At 34.5% G+C, this 22,578-nt stretch carries 21 protein-coding genes and 1 tRNA gene; 5 read left to right on the top strand and 17 right to left on the bottom strand.

What is annotated here, in order from left to right; genetic code table 11:
* Nucleotides 1-23: 23 nt before the first annotated feature.
* The 5 genes from J7574_RS20570 (at nt 24) to ctlX (ending at nt 5,665) form a co-directional block, all read left to right on the top strand.
* The gene (locus J7574_RS20570) at nt 24-974 is read left to right on the top strand and encodes an isoaspartyl peptidase/L-asparaginase family protein (RefSeq protein WP_290973247.1); all 951 of its coding nucleotides are present in this window, start codon (nt 24-26) and stop codon (nt 972-974) included.
* Between the two features lie 169 nt (nt 975-1,143).
* On the top strand, nt 1,144-2,532 hold the full coding sequence (locus J7574_RS20565) for a Na+/H+ antiporter NhaC family protein (RefSeq protein WP_290973244.1): 1,389 nt from the start codon (nt 1,144-1,146) through the stop codon (nt 2,530-2,532).
* A gap of 12 nt (nt 2,533-2,544) precedes the next feature.
* Entirely contained in the window at nt 2,545-3,597 is a 1,053-nt protein-coding gene (locus J7574_RS20560) for a cyanophycinase (RefSeq protein ID WP_290973241.1), read from the top strand.
* Between the two features lie 86 nt (nt 3,598-3,683).
* Nucleotides 3,684-4,598, top strand: coding sequence for a dimethylarginine dimethylaminohydrolase family protein (locus J7574_RS20555; RefSeq protein ID WP_290973545.1), 915 nt, complete (start codon nt 3,684-3,686; stop codon nt 4,596-4,598).
* Nucleotides 4,599-4,723: 125 nt separating this feature from the next.
* Nucleotides 4,724-5,665: a citrulline utilization hydrolase CtlX gene (ctlX, locus tag J7574_RS20550; protein WP_290973238.1), complete on the top strand. Its 942-nt coding sequence runs from the start codon at nt 4,724-4,726 to the stop codon at nt 5,663-5,665.
* Nucleotides 5,666-5,819: 154 nt separating this feature from the next.
* On the opposite strand, the gene J7574_RS20545 is transcribed toward ctlX, so the two are convergent.
* The 17 genes from J7574_RS20545 to J7574_RS20465 form a co-directional block, all read right to left on the bottom strand.
* Nucleotides 5,820-5,904: transfer RNA gene (locus tag J7574_RS20545), tRNA-Ser, on the bottom strand.
* A 151-nt stretch (nt 5,905-6,055) separates the two neighbouring features.
* Entirely contained in the window at nt 6,056-6,454 is a 399-nt protein-coding gene (locus J7574_RS20540; RefSeq protein ID WP_125721663.1) for an acyl-CoA thioesterase, read from the bottom strand.
* A 1-nt stretch (nt 6,455) separates the two neighbouring features.
* Nucleotides 6,456-7,589 (bottom strand): 3,4-dihydroxy-2-butanone-4-phosphate synthase, encoded by a 1,134-nt coding sequence (ribB, locus tag J7574_RS20535; RefSeq protein WP_290973232.1) that lies wholly within the window; start codon nt 7,587-7,589, stop codon nt 6,456-6,458.
* Nucleotides 7,590-7,591: 2 nt separating this feature from the next.
* Nucleotides 7,592-9,046, bottom strand: a complete 1,455-nt coding sequence (locus J7574_RS20530) for an LptF/LptG family permease (RefSeq protein WP_290973229.1) — start codon at nt 9,044-9,046, stop codon at nt 7,592-7,594.
* 8 nt (nt 9,047-9,054) lie between these two features.
* Complete coding sequence (locus J7574_RS20525) at nt 9,055-9,747, bottom strand: outer membrane lipoprotein carrier protein LolA (protein ID WP_290973226.1); 693 nt, start codon at nt 9,745-9,747, stop codon at nt 9,055-9,057.
* Between the two features lie 7 nt (nt 9,748-9,754).
* Nucleotides 9,755-12,211 (bottom strand): DNA translocase FtsK, encoded by a 2,457-nt coding sequence (locus tag J7574_RS20520; protein ID WP_290973223.1) that lies wholly within the window; start codon nt 12,209-12,211, stop codon nt 9,755-9,757.
* Nucleotides 12,212-12,229: 18 nt separating this feature from the next.
* Entirely contained in the window at nt 12,230-12,604 is a 375-nt protein-coding gene (locus J7574_RS20515) for a diacylglycerol kinase (RefSeq protein WP_290973220.1), read from the bottom strand.
* Between the two features lie 13 nt (nt 12,605-12,617).
* Entirely contained in the window at nt 12,618-13,115 is a 498-nt protein-coding gene (tpx, locus tag J7574_RS20510) for a thiol peroxidase (RefSeq protein WP_290973217.1), read from the bottom strand.
* 778 nt (nt 13,116-13,893) lie between these two features.
* Complete coding sequence (locus J7574_RS20505; protein WP_008462029.1) at nt 13,894-14,151, bottom strand: hypothetical protein; 258 nt, start codon at nt 14,149-14,151, stop codon at nt 13,894-13,896.
* 106 nt (nt 14,152-14,257) lie between these two features.
* Entirely contained in the window at nt 14,258-14,566 is a 309-nt protein-coding gene (locus J7574_RS20500) for a co-chaperone YbbN (RefSeq protein WP_007805605.1), read from the bottom strand.
* 226 nt (nt 14,567-14,792) lie between these two features.
* A complete protein-coding gene (locus tag J7574_RS20495; RefSeq protein WP_053471125.1) occupies nt 14,793-15,431 on the bottom strand; it encodes a peroxiredoxin in 639 nt (212 codons plus the stop codon).
* 123 nt (nt 15,432-15,554) lie between these two features.
* Complete coding sequence (locus J7574_RS20490; RefSeq protein WP_290973154.1) at nt 15,555-17,168, bottom strand: glycoside hydrolase family 3 N-terminal domain-containing protein; 1,614 nt, start codon at nt 17,166-17,168, stop codon at nt 15,555-15,557.
* Between the two features lie 2 nt (nt 17,169-17,170).
* A complete protein-coding gene (locus tag J7574_RS20485) occupies nt 17,171-17,620 on the bottom strand; it encodes a GNAT family N-acetyltransferase (protein ID WP_290973151.1) in 450 nt (149 codons plus the stop codon).
* A 167-nt stretch (nt 17,621-17,787) separates the two neighbouring features.
* Nucleotides 17,788-18,129: a hypothetical protein gene (locus tag J7574_RS20480; protein ID WP_198856764.1), complete on the bottom strand. Its 342-nt coding sequence runs from the start codon at nt 18,127-18,129 to the stop codon at nt 17,788-17,790.
* Nucleotides 18,130-18,150: 21 nt separating this feature from the next.
* Complete coding sequence (locus J7574_RS20475; protein WP_290973147.1) at nt 18,151-19,422, bottom strand: MFS transporter; 1,272 nt, start codon at nt 19,420-19,422, stop codon at nt 18,151-18,153.
* Nucleotides 19,409-20,980: a family 10 glycosylhydrolase gene (locus J7574_RS20470; RefSeq protein ID WP_290973144.1), complete on the bottom strand. Its 1,572-nt coding sequence runs from the start codon at nt 20,978-20,980 to the stop codon at nt 19,409-19,411. Before J7574_RS20470 ends, J7574_RS20475 begins: the two co-directional genes overlap by 14 nt.
* 248 nt (nt 20,981-21,228) lie before the next feature.
* Nucleotides 21,229-22,437, bottom strand: a complete 1,209-nt coding sequence (locus tag J7574_RS20465; RefSeq protein ID WP_290973141.1) for an anhydro-N-acetylmuramic acid kinase — start codon at nt 22,435-22,437, stop codon at nt 21,229-21,231.
* Nucleotides 22,438-22,578: the final 141 nt, after the last annotated feature.

The raw sequence follows: 22,578 nt of genomic DNA, 5'->3' as shown, positions 1-22,578 counted from the left end.
AATTCAAAAAAAAGAAAAAAGAAATGATAAATAAAATGCCATTTGCGCTTTGTATACATGGAGGTGCGGGTGTAATAACTCCCGAGAATCTATCAGAAACAGATAAAAAATTAATAAAAAACGACTTAATTCTTGCGCTTAATGCTGGAGAAGAAATTTTAGAAAAAGGGGGTAATGCCGTTGACGCAGTTACTGCAGCTGTTGTAGTTTTAGAGAACAGCATTCATTTTAATGCAGGAAAAGGAGCTGTCTATTCGCGAGAAGGCAAACATTTGCTGGAAGCATCAATCATGGATGGAGCTACTCTAGAGGCTGGGTCAGTAGCAAATAGTGCTAAAATTAAAAATCCAGTTTTATTTGCCAAAAGCTTATTAGAAAATAATGAACTTATAATGATATCGGGTGAAGCCGCTGATAATTTAGCGCAGCAAACTCATCACGAACTGGTAGAAAATAATTACTTTGACACCGATTTTAGGAAAGAACAATTTTTAGAAGCGAAAAAAATTTCTGAAACAGCAAGTTTTCTTGATCACACTAATTTAAAGATGGGAACCGTTGGAGCTGTTGCCATCGATAGAAATGGCAATATAGCGGCAGCAACATCAACGGGAGGTATGACTAATAAATTGGATGGACGTATTGGAGATTCTGCAATTATTGGAGCTGGTACTTATGCTAATAATAAGACTTGCGGTGTTTCCTGCACAGGTGTTGGAGAGTATTTTATTAGAGCAACAGTAGCTTCAATGGTTTCAAATTTAATGGAATTTGGAAAAATGTCTCTTAAGCAAGCAACTGAAATAACAATAAAAGGTCATCTTACACAGCTAGGAGGAGAAGGCGGACTTATAGCTATTGATAAAGATGGAAATATTAATTTTTCATACAACTCTCAGGGAATGTATCGCGGTTTTGTAAATGAAAAAAAGAAAGAAAAGAAGATATTTATTTGGGATAATGAAGAGCTTTAGTGCGACTTTTCAGCTATTGGCGATTTCTTGTAAATTGTTTTAGAATATAAAGCCGTTACAAGGAAAAATATAAACTTATTAAAGTTCAAGTCAAAGATAAATGAACAAGAAATGATATGTATTTTCTTGGAAGTCATTCTTTTTGAAGAAAAATTTAAATGTAAAGAAAATGAAATTAATCCAAAAATTCCCAGATACAATCACCATTATTTTAGTGATCACGATTCTTTTTATTGGTTTGACATGGGTAGTTCCTGCAGGAGAGTTTGATAGATCTCTTGAAAACAATACAGAGAAAATTATTGCAGGTTCCTACAAACATGTAGCATCGGCTCCTCAAGGAATTAAAGCTTTTTTAGAAGCTCCAATAAAGGGTTTTATTTCGGCATCGCAAATCATTGCTTTTGTCTTTTTGGTTGGCGGCGCTTTTTCTATTATAAATCTGACTGGTGCCATAAATGCCGGACTTTTTAATGTAATTGAGTTTAGTCAAAAAAGACCGAAACATAAAATTTTTGTTGTTCCGTTTCTAATTGTATTATTTTCTTTTGCAGGAGCTACATTTGGAATGAGCGAAGAGATTCTAATCTTTATTTTGATTACAGTACCCATGGCAAAAGCTATGGGATATGACGCAATTGTAGGAGCTGCTATTCCAATTGTTGGCACTGGTGTGGGCTTTGGCGGAGCCTTTAGCAACCCATTTACTATCGGTATTGCACAAGGTATTGCCCAAATTCCAATTTTTAGCGGTATGGAATATAGAATTTTTGTCTGGTTTGTTTTGACAGTTTGTGCTTGTGCTGTAATTACTCATTACGCAATAAAAATTGAAAAAAATCCCCAGAAAAGTCTCTTGTTCGGTCTTGCCGACGAAAAAAGCAAAAACAATCTAGAGGTGTCGGATTTTAAATTGGATACAGCGAGGAAAATTATTTTATATGCACTTTTTGCTTCAATCCTAATATTAATTTATGGAGTTAGTAACTACAATTGGTATATAAACGAAATTGCGGCCTTATTTTTGGCTTTAGCATTTTTTGTTTCCATTATCTATAGAATGTCCGTATCAGAAGCTATAGATGCTTTTGTATTCGGAGCTAAAGACATGATGACTGCCGCTTTGGTAATTGGACTGGCTAAAGGGCTTTTAATTATTACGCAGGAAGGTAAAATTATTGATACCATACTTAATTCTATTGTATCTATAACACAAGACACGCCAAAAGGGATATCTGCTGTATGCATCTTTTTTTTCCAATCGTTTTTAAACTTTTTTATTCCTTCCGGATCAGGACAAGCTTCTTTAACCATGCCGATTATTATTCCTATTTGCGATGCATCAGAAATAAGTAGGCAAATGGCAGTGCTTACTTTTCAATTAGGCGATGGTTTTACCAATCTTATTATTCCAACAAGCGGCGTTACAATGGGAGCACTTTCTTTGGCTAAGATACCTTATAGCAAATGGTTTAAATGGATGTTGCCTAGAATGCTGGTGTTTTTAATAGCGTCAATGCTGTTGATTCTTCCTCCTTTATATTTATTTAATTGGTAAAATGATGCTAAAATGAAAATACTAGCGATAACTTTTTTGATGATTTTAAGTGCCTGCTCTTCTGAAAACAATCGTGAAAATGCAGTTCCAAAAGCACCAGAAGCCAAAAATTACGTTTCTTATTTTTCAGGAAATAAAGTAGATAAAATTACTGCTCCGCAAGGAGGAATCTGCTTAATGGGAGGAGCTGCAGAAAATGATGAAGCAATGAAATGGTTTTTGAAAAGGGCAGAGGGAGGAGATGTTTTGATATTAAGAACTTCTGGATCTGATGGCTATAATTCTTATTTATATACTTCTTTAGGTGTTGCGGTCAATTCTGTTGAAACCATTGTTTTTAAGAATGCAGCAGCGAGTTCTGATCAATATATATTGGATAAAATAAACAAGGCCGAAGCGATTTGGTTTGCAGGCGGAGATCAATGGGAGTATGTTTCCTATTGGCGAAACACTCCAATTTCTGAGGCAATTAATAAGACCATAATTGAGAGAAAAGTAGTTGTAGGAGGAACCAGTGCAGGCATGGCTATTCAGGGAGGTTTTTATTTTTCGGCTCAAAACGGAACGATAACTTCACAAGAAGCACTATTAAATCCTTTTGATGCTAAAATCACGTTGTCACATGATGTTTTTTTAAATAATGCAATTTTAAAAGATGTAATTACCGATACGCATTACGATAACCCCGATAGAAAAGGAAGACATGTAATTTTTTTAGCCCGAATTATAAATGATTATAAAGTTCAGGCAAAAGGAATTGCTTGTGAGGAATACACCTCGGTATGTATAGACGATAAAGGAATTGCTAGAGTATTTGGCAATTATCCTTCAAAGGAAGATGTAGCTTATTTTATAATGCCTAATAATGAGATTCCAGATAATAGGCCAGAAATTTGCAAACCAAATAATCCACTAGAATGGAATCTAAATAATGTTGCAATTAGTGTTTATGAGATAAAAGGAACTAGTGCAGGAACCAATACATTTAATTTGAATAACTGGAATGAAGGAAAAGGAGGCGTATGGAAAAAGTGGTTTGTAGAAAATGGCAAATTGAAAGAGTGAACGAACGGAATAGTGTATTAATTAACTCCTAAAGAAATATCAATAAAATAAAGATGTATTATTATCTTCAAAAGTACAATAGATTCTTGTTGCAACTAAATGTAAAGAACGAAACCTCTCGGCTCAGAGCTGTAGTTTTGGGTTCTGCAGCTCATAATGGGCCAAATCCAACATTAGAAGAGGCTTATGACCCTAAGTCATTGGAACATATTAAAGCAGGAACTTATCCTATAGAAAAAGATATGCTTGCCGAGATTAAAGCTTTTAATGCTGTTTTTAAAAAATATGGAGTAAAAGTATACCGTCCGGAAATGATTGAAAATTACAATCAGATTTTTGCTAGAGATATAGGATTTGTAATTGATGATGTTTTTGTGAAATCAAATATTCTGCCGGATAGAGAAAGAGAATTGGACGCAATACAATATGTAATCGATCAGATTGATCCGTTGAAAGTAGTTCAGCCTCCAAAAGAAGTTCATATCGAAGGCGGCGATGTTATGCTTTGGAATGACCATATTTTTATAGGTACTTATAAAGGAAGCGATTATAAAGATTATATCACTGCGAGAACCAATATGCATGGTGTAAACTATATTAAATCGCTGTTTCCGAATAAAATTGTAAAAGAATTTGATCTAGTAAAATCTTCATTGGAAGCCAGAGATAATGCTTTGCATTTAGATTGCTGTTTTCAGCCTGTCGGAAAAGACAAAGGAATCATCTATAAAAGAGGTTTCCGCGAAGAAGCAGATTATCGTTATTTGGTGAAGCTTTTTGGAAAAGAAAATTTATTTCATATTGAAAGAAACGAAATGTACAACATGTTTTCAAACGTCTTTTCAATCGATGAAAATGTGGTGGTTTCCGAAAAGAATTTTACAAGATTGAATAATTGGCTTCGCGAGAATGGATTTACTGTTGAAGAGATTCCATATGCCGAAATCTCGAAACAAGAAGGCTTGCTAAGATGTTCAACGCTTCCATTAATTAGAGATTAAAAATAGTTTTTCTATTTCAGGTTTCACGTCTTGTAAAAACTTGAAACTTGAAACTTGAAACTTGAAACCTGAAACTTGACACGAGGCTTTAGCCGAATTGTCGAAGCAAACAAAAAAATATAAAAATGAAACAGACAACAAATTCCATCTTGATGATTCGTCCAGTTGCATTCAGAATGAACGAACAGACGGCTGTAAACAATTATTATCAAAAAGTATTGGACGGACTTTTGCCAAGTACTGTTAATGCTAAAGCGCAACAGGAATTTGATGCTTTTGTTGAGAAACTTAGAGCGGTTGGAGTAGAAGTTATCGTTGTTGATGATAATTTGGAGACAGATACTCCAGATAGGATTTTTCCAAACAATTGGGTTTCATTTCATGAAACTGGTGATGTAGTCTTGTATCCAATGTTTGCTGAAAACCGTCGGAAAGAACGTCGCGACGATATTTTGGATACCTTGGAAGAAAAAGGCTTCGGGATTTCAAATATTATTTATTATAATTCTGCAGAAAAAGATGGTATTTTCTTAGAAGGGACAGGAAGTTTAATATTGGATAGAGCAAACGGAAAAGCCTATTGCGCACTATCGCCAAGAGCCGATGAAAAGCTTTTTTTACAATTCTGTAAGGATTTTGATTATACACCTGTAATTTTCAAAGCTTTTCAAACAGTTAACGGAGAACGCAAGCTAATTTATCATACTAATGTAATGATGTGTTTGGGAGAAACGTTTGCAGTGATCTGTGCAGATTCTATTGATGATACAAAAGAGCGCAAAATGGTTTTGGATAATTTAATAGAAGATAAAAAAGAAATCATTCTCATTACAGAAGATCAAGTGAATAGTTTTGCTGGAAACATGCTGGAAGTTCGCGGGAAAGATGATACAAGATATATTGTCATGAGCACTTCGGCCCATCAAAGTTTAACTCCGAAACAGATTACCCAATTGCAGAATCATGCAGAAATTTTAAGTTCAAGTTTGGATACAATTGAAGCCTGTGGTGGAGGAAGCGCAAGATGTATGATGGCTGAAGTTTTTTTACCAAAGAATTTAGGCTAAAGATCTCTATGAGACTTGTGCCATGATTGCGTCACGGAATTTTTATACGATTTTATAAATCGTATAAAAAACAAAACCCTTCAAATCATTGATTTGAAGGGTTTTTCAATTTTTAGCTTTTTCTAAACTTTCAAAAGTTCTTTTAAGCTTTCAGCGGAGAAAGAGGGATTCGAACCCCCGGACCTGTTACAGTCAACAGTTTTCAAGACTGCCGCATTCGACCGCTCTGCCATTTCTCCAGTATGTTGCTCTCATTGCCTGATTGCGGGTGCAAATATAAGACGGTTTTTCGGTTCTAAAAACTTTTTATAGACTTTTTTTCGAAGTTTTTTCGAATAATTTTCAAGTGTCTAATTATCAGTATTTCCGAAAATGAGATTTTTTCAAAAATTAATCCAAATCGTCTAAAATTGGAGTTGGTTTTTTGTTTTCATCAACAGCAACAAACGAAAAAGTTCCTGAAACTACCGTTTCGCGAAGCTCAGAATACATTTGTTCCATAAAAATATCAACATGAATTTTACAGCTAGTTCTTCCAACGCTATCTACTTTTGCGACTAATTCGATTAAAGTTCCGGCTGGAATTGCTTTTTTAAAGTCAATTTGACCTGTAGAGATCGTTACAACTTTTTTACGGCTAAAACGAGTAGCACAAATAAAAGCAACTTCATCCATTAAATGCAGCGCTGTTCCTCCAAATAAAGTATCGTAATGATTGGTTGTACTAGGGAAAACCGCTTTAAAAATTCGAGTTTCTGATTTTTGAATTCTTTCTTCTACTGTTCCCATATTAATATTTAACGTATTCTATAATTTCAAGTCCGTATCCAATCATACCAACTCGTTTTGTTTGTTCTGTATTTGAAACCAATCTGATTTTAGAAATATCCAAATCATGAAGAATTTGGGCTCCAATACCATAATCTTTGCTGTCAATAATAACTTTTGGCGCTTTTAAAGTTCCGTTCGCTTGTAATGTTTTAAGCTCAGAAATTCTGTTTAAAAGGTTAACAGCCGTCATGTCTTGATTAATAAAGATAACAGCACCTTTGCCGTTCTCATTAATCACTTTAAACATGTCGTCTAATTGCTGTTCTGCATTATTAGTTAGCGTGCCTAACAAGTCGTTGTTTACTTGAGACGAGTGAATTCTTGTTAAGATAGGTTCGCCAAGATTCCAAGTTCCTTTTGTTAAAGCAATATGAATTTGTTTGTTGGTCGTTTGTTCGTAAGCTCTTAATCTGAAAGTTCCAAAACGAGTTTCGATATCAAAATCTTCTTTCTTTACGATCAAACTATCGTGTTGCATTCTATAAGCGACCAAATCTTCGATAGAAACCAATTTCAAATCGAATTTTTTTGCCACTTTAATCAATTCTGGCAAACGAGACATCGTCCCGTCTTCGTTTAAGATTTCGCAGATTACGCCAGCAGATTTAAATCCTGCCAAACGAGCAAAATCAATTGCGGCTTCAGTATGTCCGGTTCTTCTTAAAACACCGCCTTGTTTGGCAATTAAAGGAAAAATATGGCCTGGACGAGCTAAGTCGTGTGGTTTTGTATTAGGATCAACTAATGATTGAACTGTTTTTGATCTATCAGCAGCAGAAATACCAGTTGTAACGCCATTTCCTTTTAAATCAACAGAAACAGTAAAAGCAGTTTCCATATGATCTGTATTGTTGGTTACCATGGCACGAAGATCTAGCTCTTTGCAACGGCTTTCTGTAAGTGGCGTACAGATTAGCCCACGTCCGTGAGTAGCCATAAAGTTGATCATTTCTGGTGTTACTTTTTCGGCAGCAGCCAAAAAATCGCCTTCATTTTCTCGATCCTCATCATCGACTACAATGATTACTTTACCTTGACGAATATCTTCTATAGCTTCTTCAATGGTATTCAATTGTATTTTTGTTGTTGACATAATTATTTTTGCTTTTGAGCAGGTAAAAACCGCTCAGAGATTTTCTGAAATAGTTGTGAAATTGGAGTTGTAATCGCATCAAAATTAATTAAACCGTTGTCGTTTGTAGCACGATAGGTTAATAATATTGCGAGTGGAGACAGGACAAAAGATGACATCCATGAACCTAAAAATGGAGACATACCGCCTTCTTGTGATACTCGTTTTCCAAATGTATTGATGAAATGGAAAGTAATAAAGATTAAAACGGCAAATACAATAGGAAGTCCAAGTCCTCCTTTTCGAATAATAGCGCCAAGTGGAGCACCAATAAAAAACATTAAAAAACAAGCAAAAGCAATAACGAATTTCTCGTATAATGCAGTATAATGTTTGTTGATTTCTCGTTCTTTATCTTTTAAATCTCTTTGCGTAGTTTCGATAGAATAAATATTGCTGCTAATATTACTTCCTGCCATTTTTAAAATATCTACTTTATCCTTGTTAGAATAAATAGATAAAAGATCGTTTGGAAGCGGTTTTTTCTTGATGTTTTTTTGTGGACTAGAATAAGACTTTTTAATCCCAACTCGCTGGTTAATATTTTCAGAAAAAGAAACAATTTCGTTGTCTAGATTCTTGCTCAGAGAGTCTAAGGTATAGCGCAATTCGTTTACATTCAGCATTGCATTTGTTCCATCAATGCTTTCTTTGCTGTCATCAACTTTGTTAAGTTCAGATAAATCGATATTGATGATCTGCGTTTTAAATTTTCCTTTTATAAAAGGCATTTTAGGACGATCCTCATATTTTTTTGGAGTAACATCTTGGTAGTAATAGCCATCATTTAAAACCAGTTTTAAAATGCTGGATTTTTCATTGCTGATAAGTTCACCTGTTTTAGCTTTAATTACGGTTTTATTTTCACCCATATTATTCGCTTTCTCGTGAATAGTTACATCTGTTAAGTGATTGCCGTTTTTGCCAGATTTTTTGTTTACTTTAATGTTGTATGTGCCGACATCGTTAAACTGACCTTCAGCAATAGCCATTGCGGGTTTAGCCTGTGCGATGTTTTTTCTAAAGTTAACAAATTTATATTCGGCATACGGAATAACGTTGTTTGCAAACCAGAATGCGACAATACTTAAAACGAAAATAAAAATAATCAAGGATCTCATTGCTCTTTGCAGCGAGATTCCTGAAGACTTCATGGCTGCAAACTCGTAATTTTCGGCCAGATTTCCAAAAGTCATAATAGAGGCTAATAAAACCGATAACGGTAAAACCAGCGGGATAATACGAGGCATAGAAAAAAGCAGGAATTTCACGACCAAAATTAAGTCGAGATCTTTACCTGCTAGTTCTGAAATAAATAGCCATACTGTTTGAAGTATGAATATGAAAAATAAGATTACAAATACCGTGGTAAATGTAAAGAAGAATGTTTTTAATAAGTATTTGTCTAGAATTTTCAACCTTGTGATTAATCTAATTTATTAATGTAGTATTTCGGGTATTTACTCGCTACAAAGGTAAATTGATTTTTTGATAATGGCTGATTGGTTTTAAAAGAATTAACGGTTAAAGTTGTTTTTGTTCCGTTTTTTCCAGTTTCAATCAAATTATAAATGTGTTTTGTCTGAACGTCAACACCTAACAAAATTTCTTTTCTTTGGTCTTTTCCGCTTGTTGGAACTAATTTGATGTATTGAATTTTTCTTCCTTTTACATTCTGAACAATATCCATTGTGTATTTGTATCCAGAATTGAAGAAAGTAAGCATTTTTGAAGGAGTGATCGCGTTATCATCTTTCTCATTTACTTTAGAAATGGTAACTTCTTCGTCTTCAGGAACAATAGTGTACGTTTTCTGACCGTCAAAGATTTTGGTAACACCCATGAAATTCAAAACATATTGGTTTCCTTTCATCGTTACATTTCCTTTACTGTCTTGATTAATGTTTTCTTTGGCGTTATTCAAAGAATATTTAAAATCGATAACAATATTGTCGTAGCTTTTTATTTTAGAAGTTACTTCGTTCAATAAATCTTTCGCTTTTTTATCTTGAGCCTGAATAGAAGTGAAGCTCAAAAGCAATATAACTGCCATTTGAAAACACTTTTTAGTCATGTTTGTGATAGAATTGTTGTTGATTTCTTGAATTTTTGCTTTCATGATTGGATTAATTTTGTTCATTATTAAAAAATTGATCAAGAGCATTTAAATCTAAGATGTTTACACTGCGTGCTTTACTGCCTTCAAACGGACCAACAATTCCTGCTGCTTCCAGCTGATCGATCAAACGACCGGCTCTATTGTATCCTAATTTTAATTTTCGCTGCAATAAAGAAGCAGAACCCTGCTGTGCATTGACAATTATCTCTGCCGCTTCTCTAAATAAAGTATCTCTTTCGGAAATATCTATATCAAGATTAATGCCACTTTCTTCGCCAACAAACTCTGGAAGCAAATAAGCTGTGGCATACGCTTTTTGTCCGCCGATAAAATCGGTGATTTTTTCAACCTCTGGCGTGTCTATGAAAGCGCACTGCACACGAATTACGTCGTTTCCGTTGGTGTATAATAAATCTCCTCGTCCAATAAGCTGATCCGCGCCTTGAGTATCCAAAATTGTTCTAGAGTCGATTTTAGAAGTTACTCTAAACGCAATTCTAGCAGGGAAATTGGCTTTAATTAAACCTGTAATAACGTTTACAGAAGGTCTTTGTGTAGCAATAATCAAGTGAATACCAATAGCACGGGCTAATTGAGCCAAACGCGCAATCGGGACTTCAACTTCTTTTCCAGCCGTCATAATCAAATCGGCAAACTCATCGACAACCAAAACAATGTAAGGTAAAAATCGGTGGCCAGCTTCTGGATTTAATTTTCTAGACTTGAATTTTTCGTTGTATTCTTTAATATTACGAACCATCGCATCTTTTAATAAAGAATAACGATTGTCCATTTCCACGCAAAGCGAATTTAAAGTATTAACAACTTTTGCATTATCGGTAATAATAGCATCTTCCGTGTCAGGAAGTTTAGCTAAATAATGTCTTTCGATTTTATTGAAAAGCGTAAGCTCTACTTTTTTCGGGTCAACCAAAACAAATTTTACTTCTGCTGGATGTTTTTTGTATAAAAGCGAAGTTAAAACCGCATTTAATCCAACAGATTTACCTTGTCCCGTTGCTCCCGCCATTAATAAGTGAGGCATTTTGGCTAAATCGACAACAAAAGTCTCATTAGAAATGGTTTTTCCTAATGCAATTGGCAACTCCATTTCGGCTTCTTGGAATTTTGCAGCTCCAATAACGCTTTTCATAGAAACCATAGTTGGGTTTTTGTTCGGAACCTCAATACCGATAGTACCTTTTCCAGGAATTGGCGCAATAATACGAATTCCTAGTGCTGATAATGATAAAGCGATATCATCTTCTAAACTCTTAATTTTAGAAATCCTGATTCCTGCTTCTGGCACAATTTCATATAAAGTAACCGATGGACCAACAGTTGCTTTGATTTGTGCAATTTCAATTTTGTAGTTGCGAAGTGTGTCTACAATCCTGTTTTTGTTTTCTTCTAGTTCTTCCTGATTAATTGTAATTCCTCCAGTCGAATATTCTTTTAATAAATCGATGGTTGGGAATTTATAATTGGATAAATCCAAAGTTGGATCAAATAATCCGAAATCGGCAACTAGGCGAGAAGCCAAGTTTTCTTCAATAATATCTTCTTCCTCTGCTTTTTCTATTACAAAAGCCTCGTCTGGTGTGGCCGTAATTTGTGTTGGCGGCGGCTGAATGGGTTTTAAAATCGGGTTTAACTCAATTTCTGACGGATGAGAAATAGTTGGTTTTAAAGCTTCTTTGTTGATCTCGAACTGAGAATCGACAGTTTTAAGATGAATATTATCCAACTCAGGATCGTTTTCTTCTTCCTCTTCTTTAATAGAAAATTCTTCCAGATTATAAGCGCTTTCAGGCTGCTGAACTGCTGGTTTTAAAGTATCTAATTCTGATTTCAATTCTTTTTTAGTAGAATCAAAATATGACTGAATTTTTTCTGGCGATAATTTGATTTTGAAAATCAAGTAAACGATTAAACCAAAAAGCAGTGTAAGCAAAGTACCTGTTTTTCCGATATAATCTTGAAGAAATAAATTTAGTTCATAACCAATTGTTCCTCCTAATTCTGGTGCAGAAGTGGCGAAAAAACCAAATAATACTGAAACGATAATGATGGCAAAAAGATCCCAGAACCAAGTGTTTTTTAGTTTTTGGGTCGAAAGTTCCAATGCTAAAAACATTCCGGTAAGGAAAAATAAACGAACGAAAATGAAAGAAGCAAGTCCGAAACCTCTATAAATAATCAAATCGGCAAGATAAGCTCCGAATTTTCCGAGCCAGTTCTCGGCTACTTCAGTACGATCACCAAGTTGGTTTACAATACTTTGGTCATTCTGCCATTGTCCGTTAACATAAAAAGAAATAAATGCGACCAAAAGCGCAATAGAAAACAGAACCAAAAGACATCCTAGAACAAATTTTTGCTGTTTGGACATCTTAAATGATCTTTTATTTCCTTCTTGCTTGTCGTTTTTTTTATCTACAGTTTCTTTTTTATTTTTTGCCATTCTTGCGTTTTCCTTTGCCTAAATAAATTTTGGAATATAAATAATCAAGCCTATTGCTATTGCAGTCATTGCAGCAAAAAATACCGCCCCTGCAGCAATATCTTTAATAAAACCGATTCGTTTGCTATAATCGGGATGTATGAAATCAGCAATTTTTTCGACTGCTGTATTTAAGCCTTCTACAGCTAAAACTACACCAATTGCCAGAGTTTGGCAAAGCCATTCGGTTTGTGAAATATGAAAATAAAAACCTAAAATAGTCATTATGATTCCTAATGAAAATTGAACCATTATACTATGTTCGGTCTTAATTAATTTTACAGCGCCGTTAAAAGCATAAGTCATGCTTTTTAAACGGCCTGTAACAAATGTATTGTCTTTTTGAAACTCCATTTAAGGGAAAATATTATAGTGCTGCTAAAGCTGCTTCGTAATTTGGTTCATTTGCAATTTCAGCAACTTGTTCTGTGTGAAGGATTTTTCCATCTGCATCAGCAACAATGATTGCTCTTGAGTGTAAACCTGCTAGAGGTCCGTCAATGATTTCTAATCCGTTTGCTTTACCAAAGGCACCAGTTTGAAAATCTGATAAGTTTACTACATTTTCTAAACCTTCAGCACCGCAAAAACGTTTTTGAGCAAAAGGTAAATCTCTAGAAATACATAAAACAGTTGTGTTTTCTAATCCGCTTGCACTTTCGTTGAATTTTCTAACAGATGTAGCGCAAGTTCCCGTATCAACACTTGGGAAGATATTTAAAACTAATTTTTTGCCAGCGAAAGTACTCAAAGAAGCAACTGATAAATCGTTTTGAACTAATTTGAAGTCAGCTAATTGCGATCCAACTGCTGGCAATTCGCCTGATGTATGAACTGGATTTCCTCCTAATGTGATAGATGCCATGATTTTTGTTTAAAATTAATGAGGTTCAAAAGTAAGGATTAATATTTGAATCTAAAAGTATTTGTTACGGGTTTAAGGAGAGATTAAGGATGGTTTTTGGATAGCCTCAAATTCATGAATTTGCGGTTTATTCCAACAAATAATTTCTCTTTATAACTTTTATTTTGGTGGAATATTGTTGCAGTACTTTTACTCTCAATTTTGTCATTCCGAGGAACGAGGAATCTTCGCAAGTAGCTCCGTAATCTAAGCCGACAATCTTTGTCGAGTTACTAACGAAGATTCCTCGTTCCTCGGAATGACAAGATTACGCGGAATAAGCGTGTGAAAATAATTACTTTGACTGAAAACCTAAAACATCTTTTAAAAACGCCTGCCCGCGAGAGGGATAGAAGCTGGCTACCGAAGTAGCGCGGATAGCCCGACAGCATCCCGATAAGAGGGCGGATATGCGCAAAGAAAGTTTGCCCTCTTATCGGGATGGTGGCTCGCCCTGATTATTTTAGATTTTAGAATGTAGATTTTAGATTTATTTAAATGTAATTCGTATTATTGTCATCCTGACGAAGGAAGGATCGCACTTGTATGTCGAGAATGATTGGCGACTTAGATTATGGAGTTTCTGGTGTGATCCTTCCTCCGTCAGGATGACAAGATTGTGCGGAAAACTGCGACTGAACACTAAAAAGCTGACCACTAAATACTAAAAAAAGCGCCTCGCAATACGAAACGCTTTCTCAGCTTTGTTTTTTTTATTTGTTCTTGGGAGGGGATCGATTTATTTATCGATAGAACCTAAAACACGTTTCATGAACGTATTTAAAGCTTCTTTTTTATCTGTTCCTTGAGCAACTAATTTTTGTACTTCAAGGGCACCGTACATATTTGAAATCAATTCGCCGATTACGTCCAATTCTTCGTCTTTAAGAGAAGGGATTTCGGTCATCGCTTCTAGAACTTCGATCGTTTCAATGATATAATCTTGATCGTTTTCTTCGATGAATTGCGTTAAATGTTTAATTACTGGTAATTTCATAATTTAGACTTTCTTAGATTTTAGACATTATTAGACTTCTTAGACTTTGTTAAATTTTAGACATCTAAAAAGTCTAAAAATCTAAGTTCGTCTAAAGGATCTAAATTTATGCAATTGCGTTTACAAGATCAATTAAAACTTCTTGTTTGTTGGTTTGCGTTTCGCCAACTAATTGTCCGTTCACGAAAGTAGCAAAAGTAGGCAAGTTGCTTACATTAGCTAATTTTCTTGATTCTGGAGAATTTTCTGCATCAACCAAAACAAAAGTGATAGCTTCATTCTCTGTTGCTAATTTTTTGAATTTTGGTTTCATAATACGGCAATTTCCACACCATGAAGCTGAATATTGTACTACTACTTTTTCGTTTTTAGCAACTAAATCTGCTAACGTATCTTCGTTTAAGTCGATTAACATAATTTTTTTATTTTTTAGACACTAAGTTGCTAAGGCTCTAAGAGGCGAAGTTTGCTCTCGAACCGAATAACTTTGTGTGGATTTTTAGATGGATTTTTTTAAGTCGTTGAGATTCTAAGATCTAAGTTAATCTTAGAATCTCTTGACTTTTATTGTAGAATAGTGTTTAAGATTCAAAAGTTAAGTTAAAAAACTTTGCAGCTTAGAATCTTAGTATCTTAGAAGCTTAATTAGCGCTTAAGTATTCAGCAGTACTAACTCTGTCAGCAGACATTGCTTCTTTACCAGCTTCCCAGTTTGCAGGACAAACTTCACCTTTAGTTTGGATGTGCGTGTAAGCGTCAACCATTCTTAAGTATTCGTTTACGTTACGTCCTAATGGCATATCGTTTACGCTTTCGTGGAAAATTTTTCCAGTTTCGTCGATTAGGTAAGTAGCTCTGTAAGTTACGTTTGAACCTTCGATGATAACTGAATCTGTATCTTCGCTGTAGCTTGTAGATTCGATATCTAAAATACCTAAAATGTTAGCTAAGTTACGGTTTGTATCAGCTAAGATTGGGTAAGTAACACCTTCGATTCCACCATTGTTTTTTGGAGTATTTAACCAGGCAAAGTGAACTTCGTTTGTGTCGCAAGAAGCACCAATTACGATAGTATTTCTTTTTTCGAATTCTGGTAATGCAGCTTGAAAGGCGTGTAATTCAGTTGGACATACAAAAGTAAAATCTTTTGGGTACCAAAATAAAAGTACTTTTTTATTGTTGTTTACTGCTTCTTCAAAAATGTTGATTTTTAAATTGTCACCCATTTCTGAGATAGCATCTACTGCAATACTTGGGAATTTTTTTCCTACTAAAGACATAATATTCGTTTTACGTTAAAAATTTATTTGGTGCAAAAATAGGGCATAAGTACAGGTAGTTACAATAAGATGTGATTATAAAAATTTATAAGTTGATAAATTTTGATTATTTCAAGTTGTAATTTATTGAATATCAATATTTACTGGCAAAACACCTTTGAAACTATTTTTTTCGAAAAATTGAATTCCTGCTGTTTTTTGAAATTCTTCAAAATCTTGATAAGCCTGAATTAATCCTGAAGCCTTTTTAAGATTTGGAATAAGAGGTAAAACGTACGGATTTCCGAAAACGTAAACAATGCATTTTTTGGTTTGAAGAAGATCTGAAAGTAGCTCAAAAACTTCGTCGTTTACTTCGAAATTATTCAGCGGTTTTGCTTTCGGAACAAATAATGAAATGATGATAGTTTCAAATTTTTCTAATTCATTTTTGATTGCCGAAATATCCGAAGTTTCTAAACTTTCAAAAGCAAATTCTGGCGAAGGCAATTTTGCATTTAAAGTGTTGAAGAATGTATTTTCGGAACTTTTATATAAACTTAGTTTGGCTAATTTATTGTTTTTATGAGCATCAAGAGCCAATTCTGAAATTCCGTTATTTACAATTTCGGTAATGGCATTTTGAGCAATTTCAAGATTTAGTTGAGATGTTTTTTCGAAATTTAATTCGCCAGAAACAGCTGTGTTTCCAGAAAGGATTCCTGCTTTTTCTTTGGCTTTCATGATTCTGTTATAGCTTTCAAAAATACGATCTGGCGAAGCGTTTTTATAAATTGCTTCAATTCCTTCCGCAACATTTTCCGCAAAACATAAAACATCGTTTCCAGCATTGAAAGCTTCCCATTCTAATTGACCTTTTGTTTCGTACAATTTGGAAACGCTATGCATGTTTAAAGCATCAGAAATCACTAAACCATCATAACCTAATTTATCTCGCAAAAGATCCTGAATAATTGCTTTTGATAATGTTGCAGAAGTATCTTTTCCGTCATTTAGACTCGGAACTGCCAAATGTCCAATCATAATCGAATCGACATTGTTTTCGATTCCTTTAATGAAAGGATATAATTCGTTTTCTAATAATTCTTCTAAAGTTTCTTTTAAAACGGGTAATCCCAAGTGCGAATCTACATTCGTATTTCCGTGTCCAGGAAAATGTTTTAGACAGCCTAAAACACCTACTTCAGACATTCCTTTTAAATATTCGATAGAAAAATCGGCTACTTTTTGTTTGTTTTCGCCAAAAGAACGATATCCAATAACAGGATTATTTGGGTTGTTATTGATGTCTGCCAAAGGCGATAAATTATACTGAATTCCAGCTGCTTTTAAATCTAAACCAATTTGTTTCCCAACTTCGTAAACTAAATTGGATTTGTTTTCTGGTAAAGCGCCAAGCGTAATAGCATACGGATATTGCGGTGTTTTTTCGATACGCATTGCCAAGCCCCATTCGGCATCAATGCTGATTAAAAGTGGAGTAGAAGCGGCTTTCTGATAGCGAGCAATTAATGCTTTGATTTTTTCATAGCTATCATCATTGAAAACAACTTTTTTCTTGCTTTCGTAATTCGTTGCAGCGCTCGCACGACTATGGAAAAAAGTCAATCCTCCAATATTATGTTCTTTGATTAAACGCTCTGTTTCCTGAATATTTTCTTCGGTATCATTGATGAATACTGCTGGAAAGAAAAATTGTCCTATTTTTTGTCGTAATGCTTCGGCTGTGATTTTCATTATTATAAAGTCTTTTTCATGCAAACACTATTATCCATCTTTTCATAAGGCGGATAATTGGGAATTATGGTGTAATTTAATTTTTGATATAAGTTGATGGCTTCAGGCTGATTTTTTCCAGTTTCTAAAATAGTATACGTATAACCGACTTCTTTTGCCCAGATTTCTAAAGCTTCCAAAACTGATGATGCAATGCCTTTTTTTCTGTAATCAGGATGAACATACATACGTTTTATTTCTGTTGTGCCTGGTTCTTTTTCGCGAAAAGCGCCACAGCCAACAGGAATTCCGTTTTCGTAATAAACGATCGTGTGTTTTATTTTATCGGTCTTGTTAAACTGATTGTAAAACGCATGATCCTCTCCATCTCTAATCGCTAAATCCTGATCTAATAAAACAACCAGATTTATAAAATCAATATCGTCTGAATTAGTACGTTTTATTATATTCATGATTTATTGCTTTGTTTCTTTAGCCTCTTTGTGTAAAAGCTTTGTCAAAGTTTTAAACTTTGACAAAGCTGCTAACGTTAAACTATGTGTTGAGAAACGAGTTTCTCTTTTATTTACTCTTTTTAAACAAAATCAAATCTATGTTTCTATGTGTTTAAAAGAATATTTTACTTCAACTTTGCCTTCTTTTGTTTAGCCAATTGTTTTTTGGTTTCAATTGCTTTTTCTAAACGATTCTTGAAACGGAAAAGCTTTGGCAATCCTTCTAATCGGTCTTCAATGGTGATTATTTCATAAACCACAATTGCTTTTTCTAAAACGCGGATTTCATTGTCCAGATCGTTTTCGTTTTTGTAGATCGTTGCTAGTCGATCGTAAGGATGATTTCCTTTAAAGCCTTCTGCAACATTCTCTTCATACAACTCAATCGCTTTTTCAAGATTTCCATTTTTTTCGAACTCAGTTCCTTTCAGATTTCGTTCGTTCTGCAAATTTTCATTGATTTCCATAGGTTAAAGTTTGATTTGGGATTAAACTTCTTCTGATTTCTTCCCAAAATCTTTTGGGAATATTAAAAAACGTGATAAAATAAGACCTGGAATTGTAGCTATTAAAACCCAAATAAAGAAGTTTCCATAGCCTAAATATTTTTGAATGTAGCCACTTAACATTCCTGGCAGCATCATTCCCATTGCCATAAATCCTGTTGCTAATGCATAATGTGCAGTTTTTGATTCTCCTTCGGCAACATGAATTAAATACATCATAAATGCCGTAAAACCAAAACCATAACCAAATTGTTCTAAAATAACGACGATATAAATGTAATAAATTGATGTTGGGTGAAAAAATGCTAATAGAATAAAACCAATAATTGGTAAATGCATCGCTAAAAACATAGGAAACATCCATTTAGTAAGGCCATGTTTGGAAATGGCAATTCCGCCTAGGATTCCGCCCAGAGTCAATGCGGCAACTCCAAATGTTCCGTAAATAATTCCAACGGCTTCGGTGTCTAATCCCATTCCTCCAAGTTCTTTAGAATCTAGTAAAAACGGACTTAACATTTTAAGCAATTGTGATTCTCCTAATCTGAAAACTAAAACAAAGGCTAGAATTAATCCGATTTGTTTTTTCTTGAAGAAACTAATAAATATCGTTCCAAAGTTTTGATGCGATGTTTCTTTATTGCTCTCTACAACATTGATTTCATTTTTTGGAGTAAAAATGAAATTGTAAACGGTAATAAATGTCATTAATAAACCAACACAAATCATAGTGTAAGACCAAGCTTTTGTATTGTCGCCAAATTTATGTTCTAAATATCCAGCAAAAAGTACCACCAAGCCGTTTCCTGCGAGCATAGAAAGTCTGTAGAAAGTACTTCTGATTCCGATAAAGAAAGATTGTTTGTCTTCTGGTAAAACCAATAAATAAAAGCCGTCAGTAGCAATATCATTAGAGGCTGAAGCAAAAGCGGCGACCCAAAATATGGCTAAAGACATAATGAAAAATCCGTTTGTTGGAATTACAAATCCGACCAGCAAAAAGGAAATCGAAATTATTAACTGCATCAATAAAAACCATTTTCTTTTGGTTCCAACCAATTCAATAAGCGGACTCCAAAGCGGTTTGACAACCCAAGGCAGATACAATAAACTGGTATAAACTCCAATATCTTCATTTGAAATTCCGAGATTCTTGTACATAATTACAGAAACCGAAATAATTATGGCATAAGGCAATCCAGATGCAAAGTTTAGAAGTGGAATCCAGAACCAAGGTTTATTATCTGTTTTCATTAGGTTGATTTGGTGTATAGTTTTTAAATGGTTTTTTTAAGTCTATAGCAGTTGGCGTACTTTCGTTGGCATAATAATCAATAAAAGTTACCGCGCAGGCTTTGTAGAGATTGAGTTTTCCGGCTGCTATTGCAAAATTGATTTTTCCGTCAACTTCTTTTACAGTCACTTTTTCAACGATTTTTGTAGCATCGTTAATATCAATTTTTGAAACATGTTCGCCTCCATAAACCACCATATAGCGAACTTTTGTATTCAGCGGACTTTTGAATGTAAAGTCATATTTAATGCTGTCTTTGTTGTATTCCAATACTTTTGGCGTATCAATAATGACATGTTTTAAATTTGGAACTGCTGCAGGAAGCGCAGGATATTTATATTGATTTTCCTCTAAATGGCGAACCACATCGAAGTTTTTGCCCATAAACCATTTTGAGCTGAAATAAGCACTTCCAGAAACATTTTTGAATGTTCTTAAGAAATCAATTTGTGCTGGAATTTCGGTCATGTAATTCCAGTTTTTATCACCGTCGGCTCTAATTTTGTAAGTAGCATGACCAATATAAATTGCGGTATTATTAGAATTTTCAGACCACCATTTTACCAGTTTAGAATACGAAGCTCTAGGATTATTCATGCTCCAGTACAATTGAGGTAAAATATAATCAATCCATTTTTGATCCATCCATAAAACAGGATCTGCATACAAATCGTCGTAGTTTGAAGTCGATTGCGTTTCAGAACCTTTTGGATCTTGAGATTTATTTCGCCAAACCCCAAACGGACTAATTCCGAATTGGACCCAAGGTTTACTTTCTTTAATGGTATTTGAAATCGCATGAACAAAGTTGCTCACATTTGCACGGCGCCAATCTGCACGGCTTAAACCTGCGCCATATTTTTGGTAAGAAGCATTGTCGTTAAACACTTTTCCTGGAACAGCATACGGATAAAAATAATCGTCAAAATGAATCGCATCAATATCGTATTTGTCAACCACTTCTTTTACTACTTTGGTTAAATGCGCCTGAACTTCTGGCAATGCAGGATCGTAATAGTATTTTCCGCCGTATTCTATCATCCACTCTGGATGTTTAAAAAGATCGTGATTTGGACTTAAAAGGTTTTTATTCAAATCGAAAGTTGCACGATACGGATTCAGCCATGCATGAAATTCAAAACCTCTGTTGTGCGCCTGTTCAATCATCCAAGCCAAAGTATCGTAATACGGATTTGGAGCCAAACCTTCTTTTCCTGTCAAAAATCGAGACCAAGGTGCAAATTCTGAAGGATAAATAGCATCTCCAACACTTCTAATTTGAACAATTACGGCATTGTAATTCAGTTTTTTATAAGCTTCTAAAATTTCGAGGTAATCAGCTTTTTCTTTTTCTACATTATCCGTACTTGTTTTCGGCCAGTCAATATTTACAACCGTTGCAATCCAGACACCTCTGAATTCGTTTTTAGGATGCATATTGTTTTCCTGTGCATTAGAAATCAAAGTAGTGAAAAATGAAAATAAAAGAAAGAATATTAAGTGCTGATTTTTATGCATTTCAAATGTTTATTTTAACAAGAACCAAAAATAGTTTTTTTCCGCCACGAATTCACGAATTATTTTTTTTAATGATTGCGTGTTTTTCCGCCACGAATTGTTTTTTTAGGATTGTGTGCTTTTTCCGCCACGAATTCACGAATTATTTTTAAATGATTGATAATATTCCAAATAAGTAAAATTTGCGTAATTCATTACGTAATTTTCCGCATCGATTATAAATAAATTCGTGAATTCGTGGCTATAATTTAATCCGGAAACGAAATCTTTCCCATTGTTACCGATGGAATTCCTTTACTGTTTCCAAAATTGTAATCGCCTCCAGAAACGGTTTCATTTGCTAAAAGCGCAAATAAAACGGCTTCTTTTGCATCGCTTAAAATGCCCAAATCGTCGCTGGTATGAAATTGGCAAGGCAATAATTCCTTTAACCATTTTACCAGTAACGGATTATTGGTTCCGCCTCCAGACATATAAATATGAAACTCTTCTGCAGGAATTGGAGTGTTTTTTATGGTGAAATAAATTGCTTCTGCAATTGTTTCTGCACTTAAACGTGTTAAAGTCGCCAGCAAATCTGATGCCGAAATGTTTTCTAAATTACATTTTACCAAAGCCGACTGCACAAAATCGAAATTAAAAAGCTCCTGACCAATCGATTTTGGGAAACTTTTCTGGAAGAAATCATCTTTTTTAATTTCGTCTAAAAGTTCTTGATTTACAGTTCCTTGCTGCGCGATTTCAGCATCTTTATCGTAACTTTTTTCAGGGAAATAATGTTTAGTAAAAATGTCGATTAACGTATTTGCAGTTCCAGTATCGGTTACAAAAACTTCCTCGGCGTTTAGCGAGGCTGGGAGATAGGTATAATTTCCGATTCCGCCCATGTTGAGCATGATTCTGTTTTCGCCTTTTTTTCCAAATAATAAATAATCGCCGTAAACCGCCAAAGGCGCGCCTTCACCACCTGCCGCAACATGTTTTTGTCTGAAATCTGAAAGTGTGATAATTCCCGTTTTTACTGCAATATGATCGCCGTCGCCAATTTGTAAAGTCGCATTTGGAAATTTTTCCTGCTGATGCAAAAACTTCGGAGCGTGCAAAACCGTTTGTCCGTGCGAAGCAATTAAATCTACTTCGCTTGACGAAATATTCCATTTTTTCAGACAATCGTTAATCATCTCGCTGTGCAATATTCCAATCCACTCATTTAATAAAGCGAAATGCTGAAAATCGATTGTTTTCTGAGCAAATACTTTTCTGATTTCGTTTTTAATGTCTTCAGAATAAGAAATTGTTTCAAATTCTAAGATTTTTACTTCTGTGTTTTCGCCAGAACCAGAAACAGCGCACAAAGCAATATCAAGTCCGTCGAGAGAAGTTCCAGACATTAAACCAAGTATTTTTCGGGTTTGTTTTCGAGCTATAGTATAAAGTGCGGATATATTTTTATTCATTTAAAATGAGGTTTTATAGAAGTCAGTTTATTGATAACGCTAAAATGGGATTAATTTGGATATAAATTTAGGAAAAAGGAGAAAATTTTATTTCTGTACAATGTGGAAATCACCGATAGCGCGGATTTGCAATCCGTGCCC

Source organism: Flavobacterium sp. (assembly GCF_017744675.1).
GTDB lineage: Bacteria > Bacteroidota > Bacteroidia > Flavobacteriales > Flavobacteriaceae > Flavobacterium.
This window is presented reverse-complemented; position numbering and strand designations above follow the sequence as displayed.

Bases quoted from the DNA above. Each gene is read 5' to 3' on its own strand.
- J7574_RS20570 (WP_290973247.1), top strand. From the start codon at position 24: ATGATAAATAAAATGCCATTTGCGCTTTGTATACATGGAGGTGCGGGT.
- J7574_RS20565 (WP_290973244.1), top strand. From the start codon at position 1,144: ATGAAATTAATCCAAAAATTCCCAGATACAATCACCATTATTTTAGTG.
- J7574_RS20560 (WP_290973241.1), top strand. From the start codon at position 2,545: ATGAAAATACTAGCGATAACTTTTTTGATGATTTTAAGTGCCTGCTCT.
- ctlX (WP_290973238.1), top strand. From the start codon at position 4,724: ATGAAACAGACAACAAATTCCATCTTGATGATTCGTCCAGTTGCATTC.
- J7574_RS20540 (WP_125721663.1), bottom strand. From the start codon at position 6,454: ATGGGAACAGTAGAAGAAAGAATTCAAAAATCAGAAACTCGAATTTTT.
- ribB (WP_290973232.1), bottom strand. From the start codon at position 7,589: ATGTCAACAACAAAAATACAATTGAATACCATTGAAGAAGCTATAGAA.
- J7574_RS20525 (WP_290973226.1), bottom strand. From the start codon at position 9,747: ATGAAAGCAAAAATTCAAGAAATCAACAACAATTCTATCACAAACATG.
- J7574_RS20520 (WP_290973223.1), bottom strand. From the start codon at position 12,211: ATGGCAAAAAATAAAAAAGAAACTGTAGATAAAAAAAACGACAAGCAA.
- J7574_RS20515 (WP_290973220.1), bottom strand. From the start codon at position 12,604: ATGGAGTTTCAAAAAGACAATACATTTGTTACAGGCCGTTTAAAAAGC.
- tpx (WP_290973217.1), bottom strand. From the start codon at position 13,115: ATGGCATCTATCACATTAGGAGGAAATCCAGTTCATACATCAGGCGAA.
- J7574_RS20505 (WP_008462029.1), bottom strand. From the start codon at position 14,151: ATGAAATTACCAGTAATTAAACATTTAACGCAATTCATCGAAGAAAAC.
- J7574_RS20500 (WP_007805605.1), bottom strand. From the start codon at position 14,566: ATGTTAATCGACTTAAACGAAGATACGTTAGCAGATTTAGTTGCTAAA.
- J7574_RS20495 (WP_053471125.1), bottom strand. From the start codon at position 15,431: ATGTCTTTAGTAGGAAAAAAATTCCCAAGTATTGCAGTAGATGCTATC.
- J7574_RS20490 (WP_290973154.1), bottom strand. From the start codon at position 17,168: ATGAAAATCACAGCCGAAGCATTACGACAAAAAATAGGACAATTTTTC.
- J7574_RS20485 (WP_290973151.1), bottom strand. From the start codon at position 17,620: ATGAATATAATAAAACGTACTAATTCAGACGATATTGATTTTATAAAT.
- J7574_RS20480 (WP_198856764.1), bottom strand. From the start codon at position 18,129: ATGGAAATCAATGAAAATTTGCAGAACGAACGAAATCTGAAAGGAACT.
- J7574_RS20475 (WP_290973147.1), bottom strand. From the start codon at position 19,422: ATGAAAACAGATAATAAACCTTGGTTCTGGATTCCACTTCTAAACTTT.
- J7574_RS20470 (WP_290973144.1), bottom strand. From the start codon at position 20,980: ATGCATAAAAATCAGCACTTAATATTCTTTCTTTTATTTTCATTTTTC.
- J7574_RS20465 (WP_290973141.1), bottom strand. From the start codon at position 22,437: ATGAATAAAAATATATCCGCACTTTATACTATAGCTCGAAAACAAACC.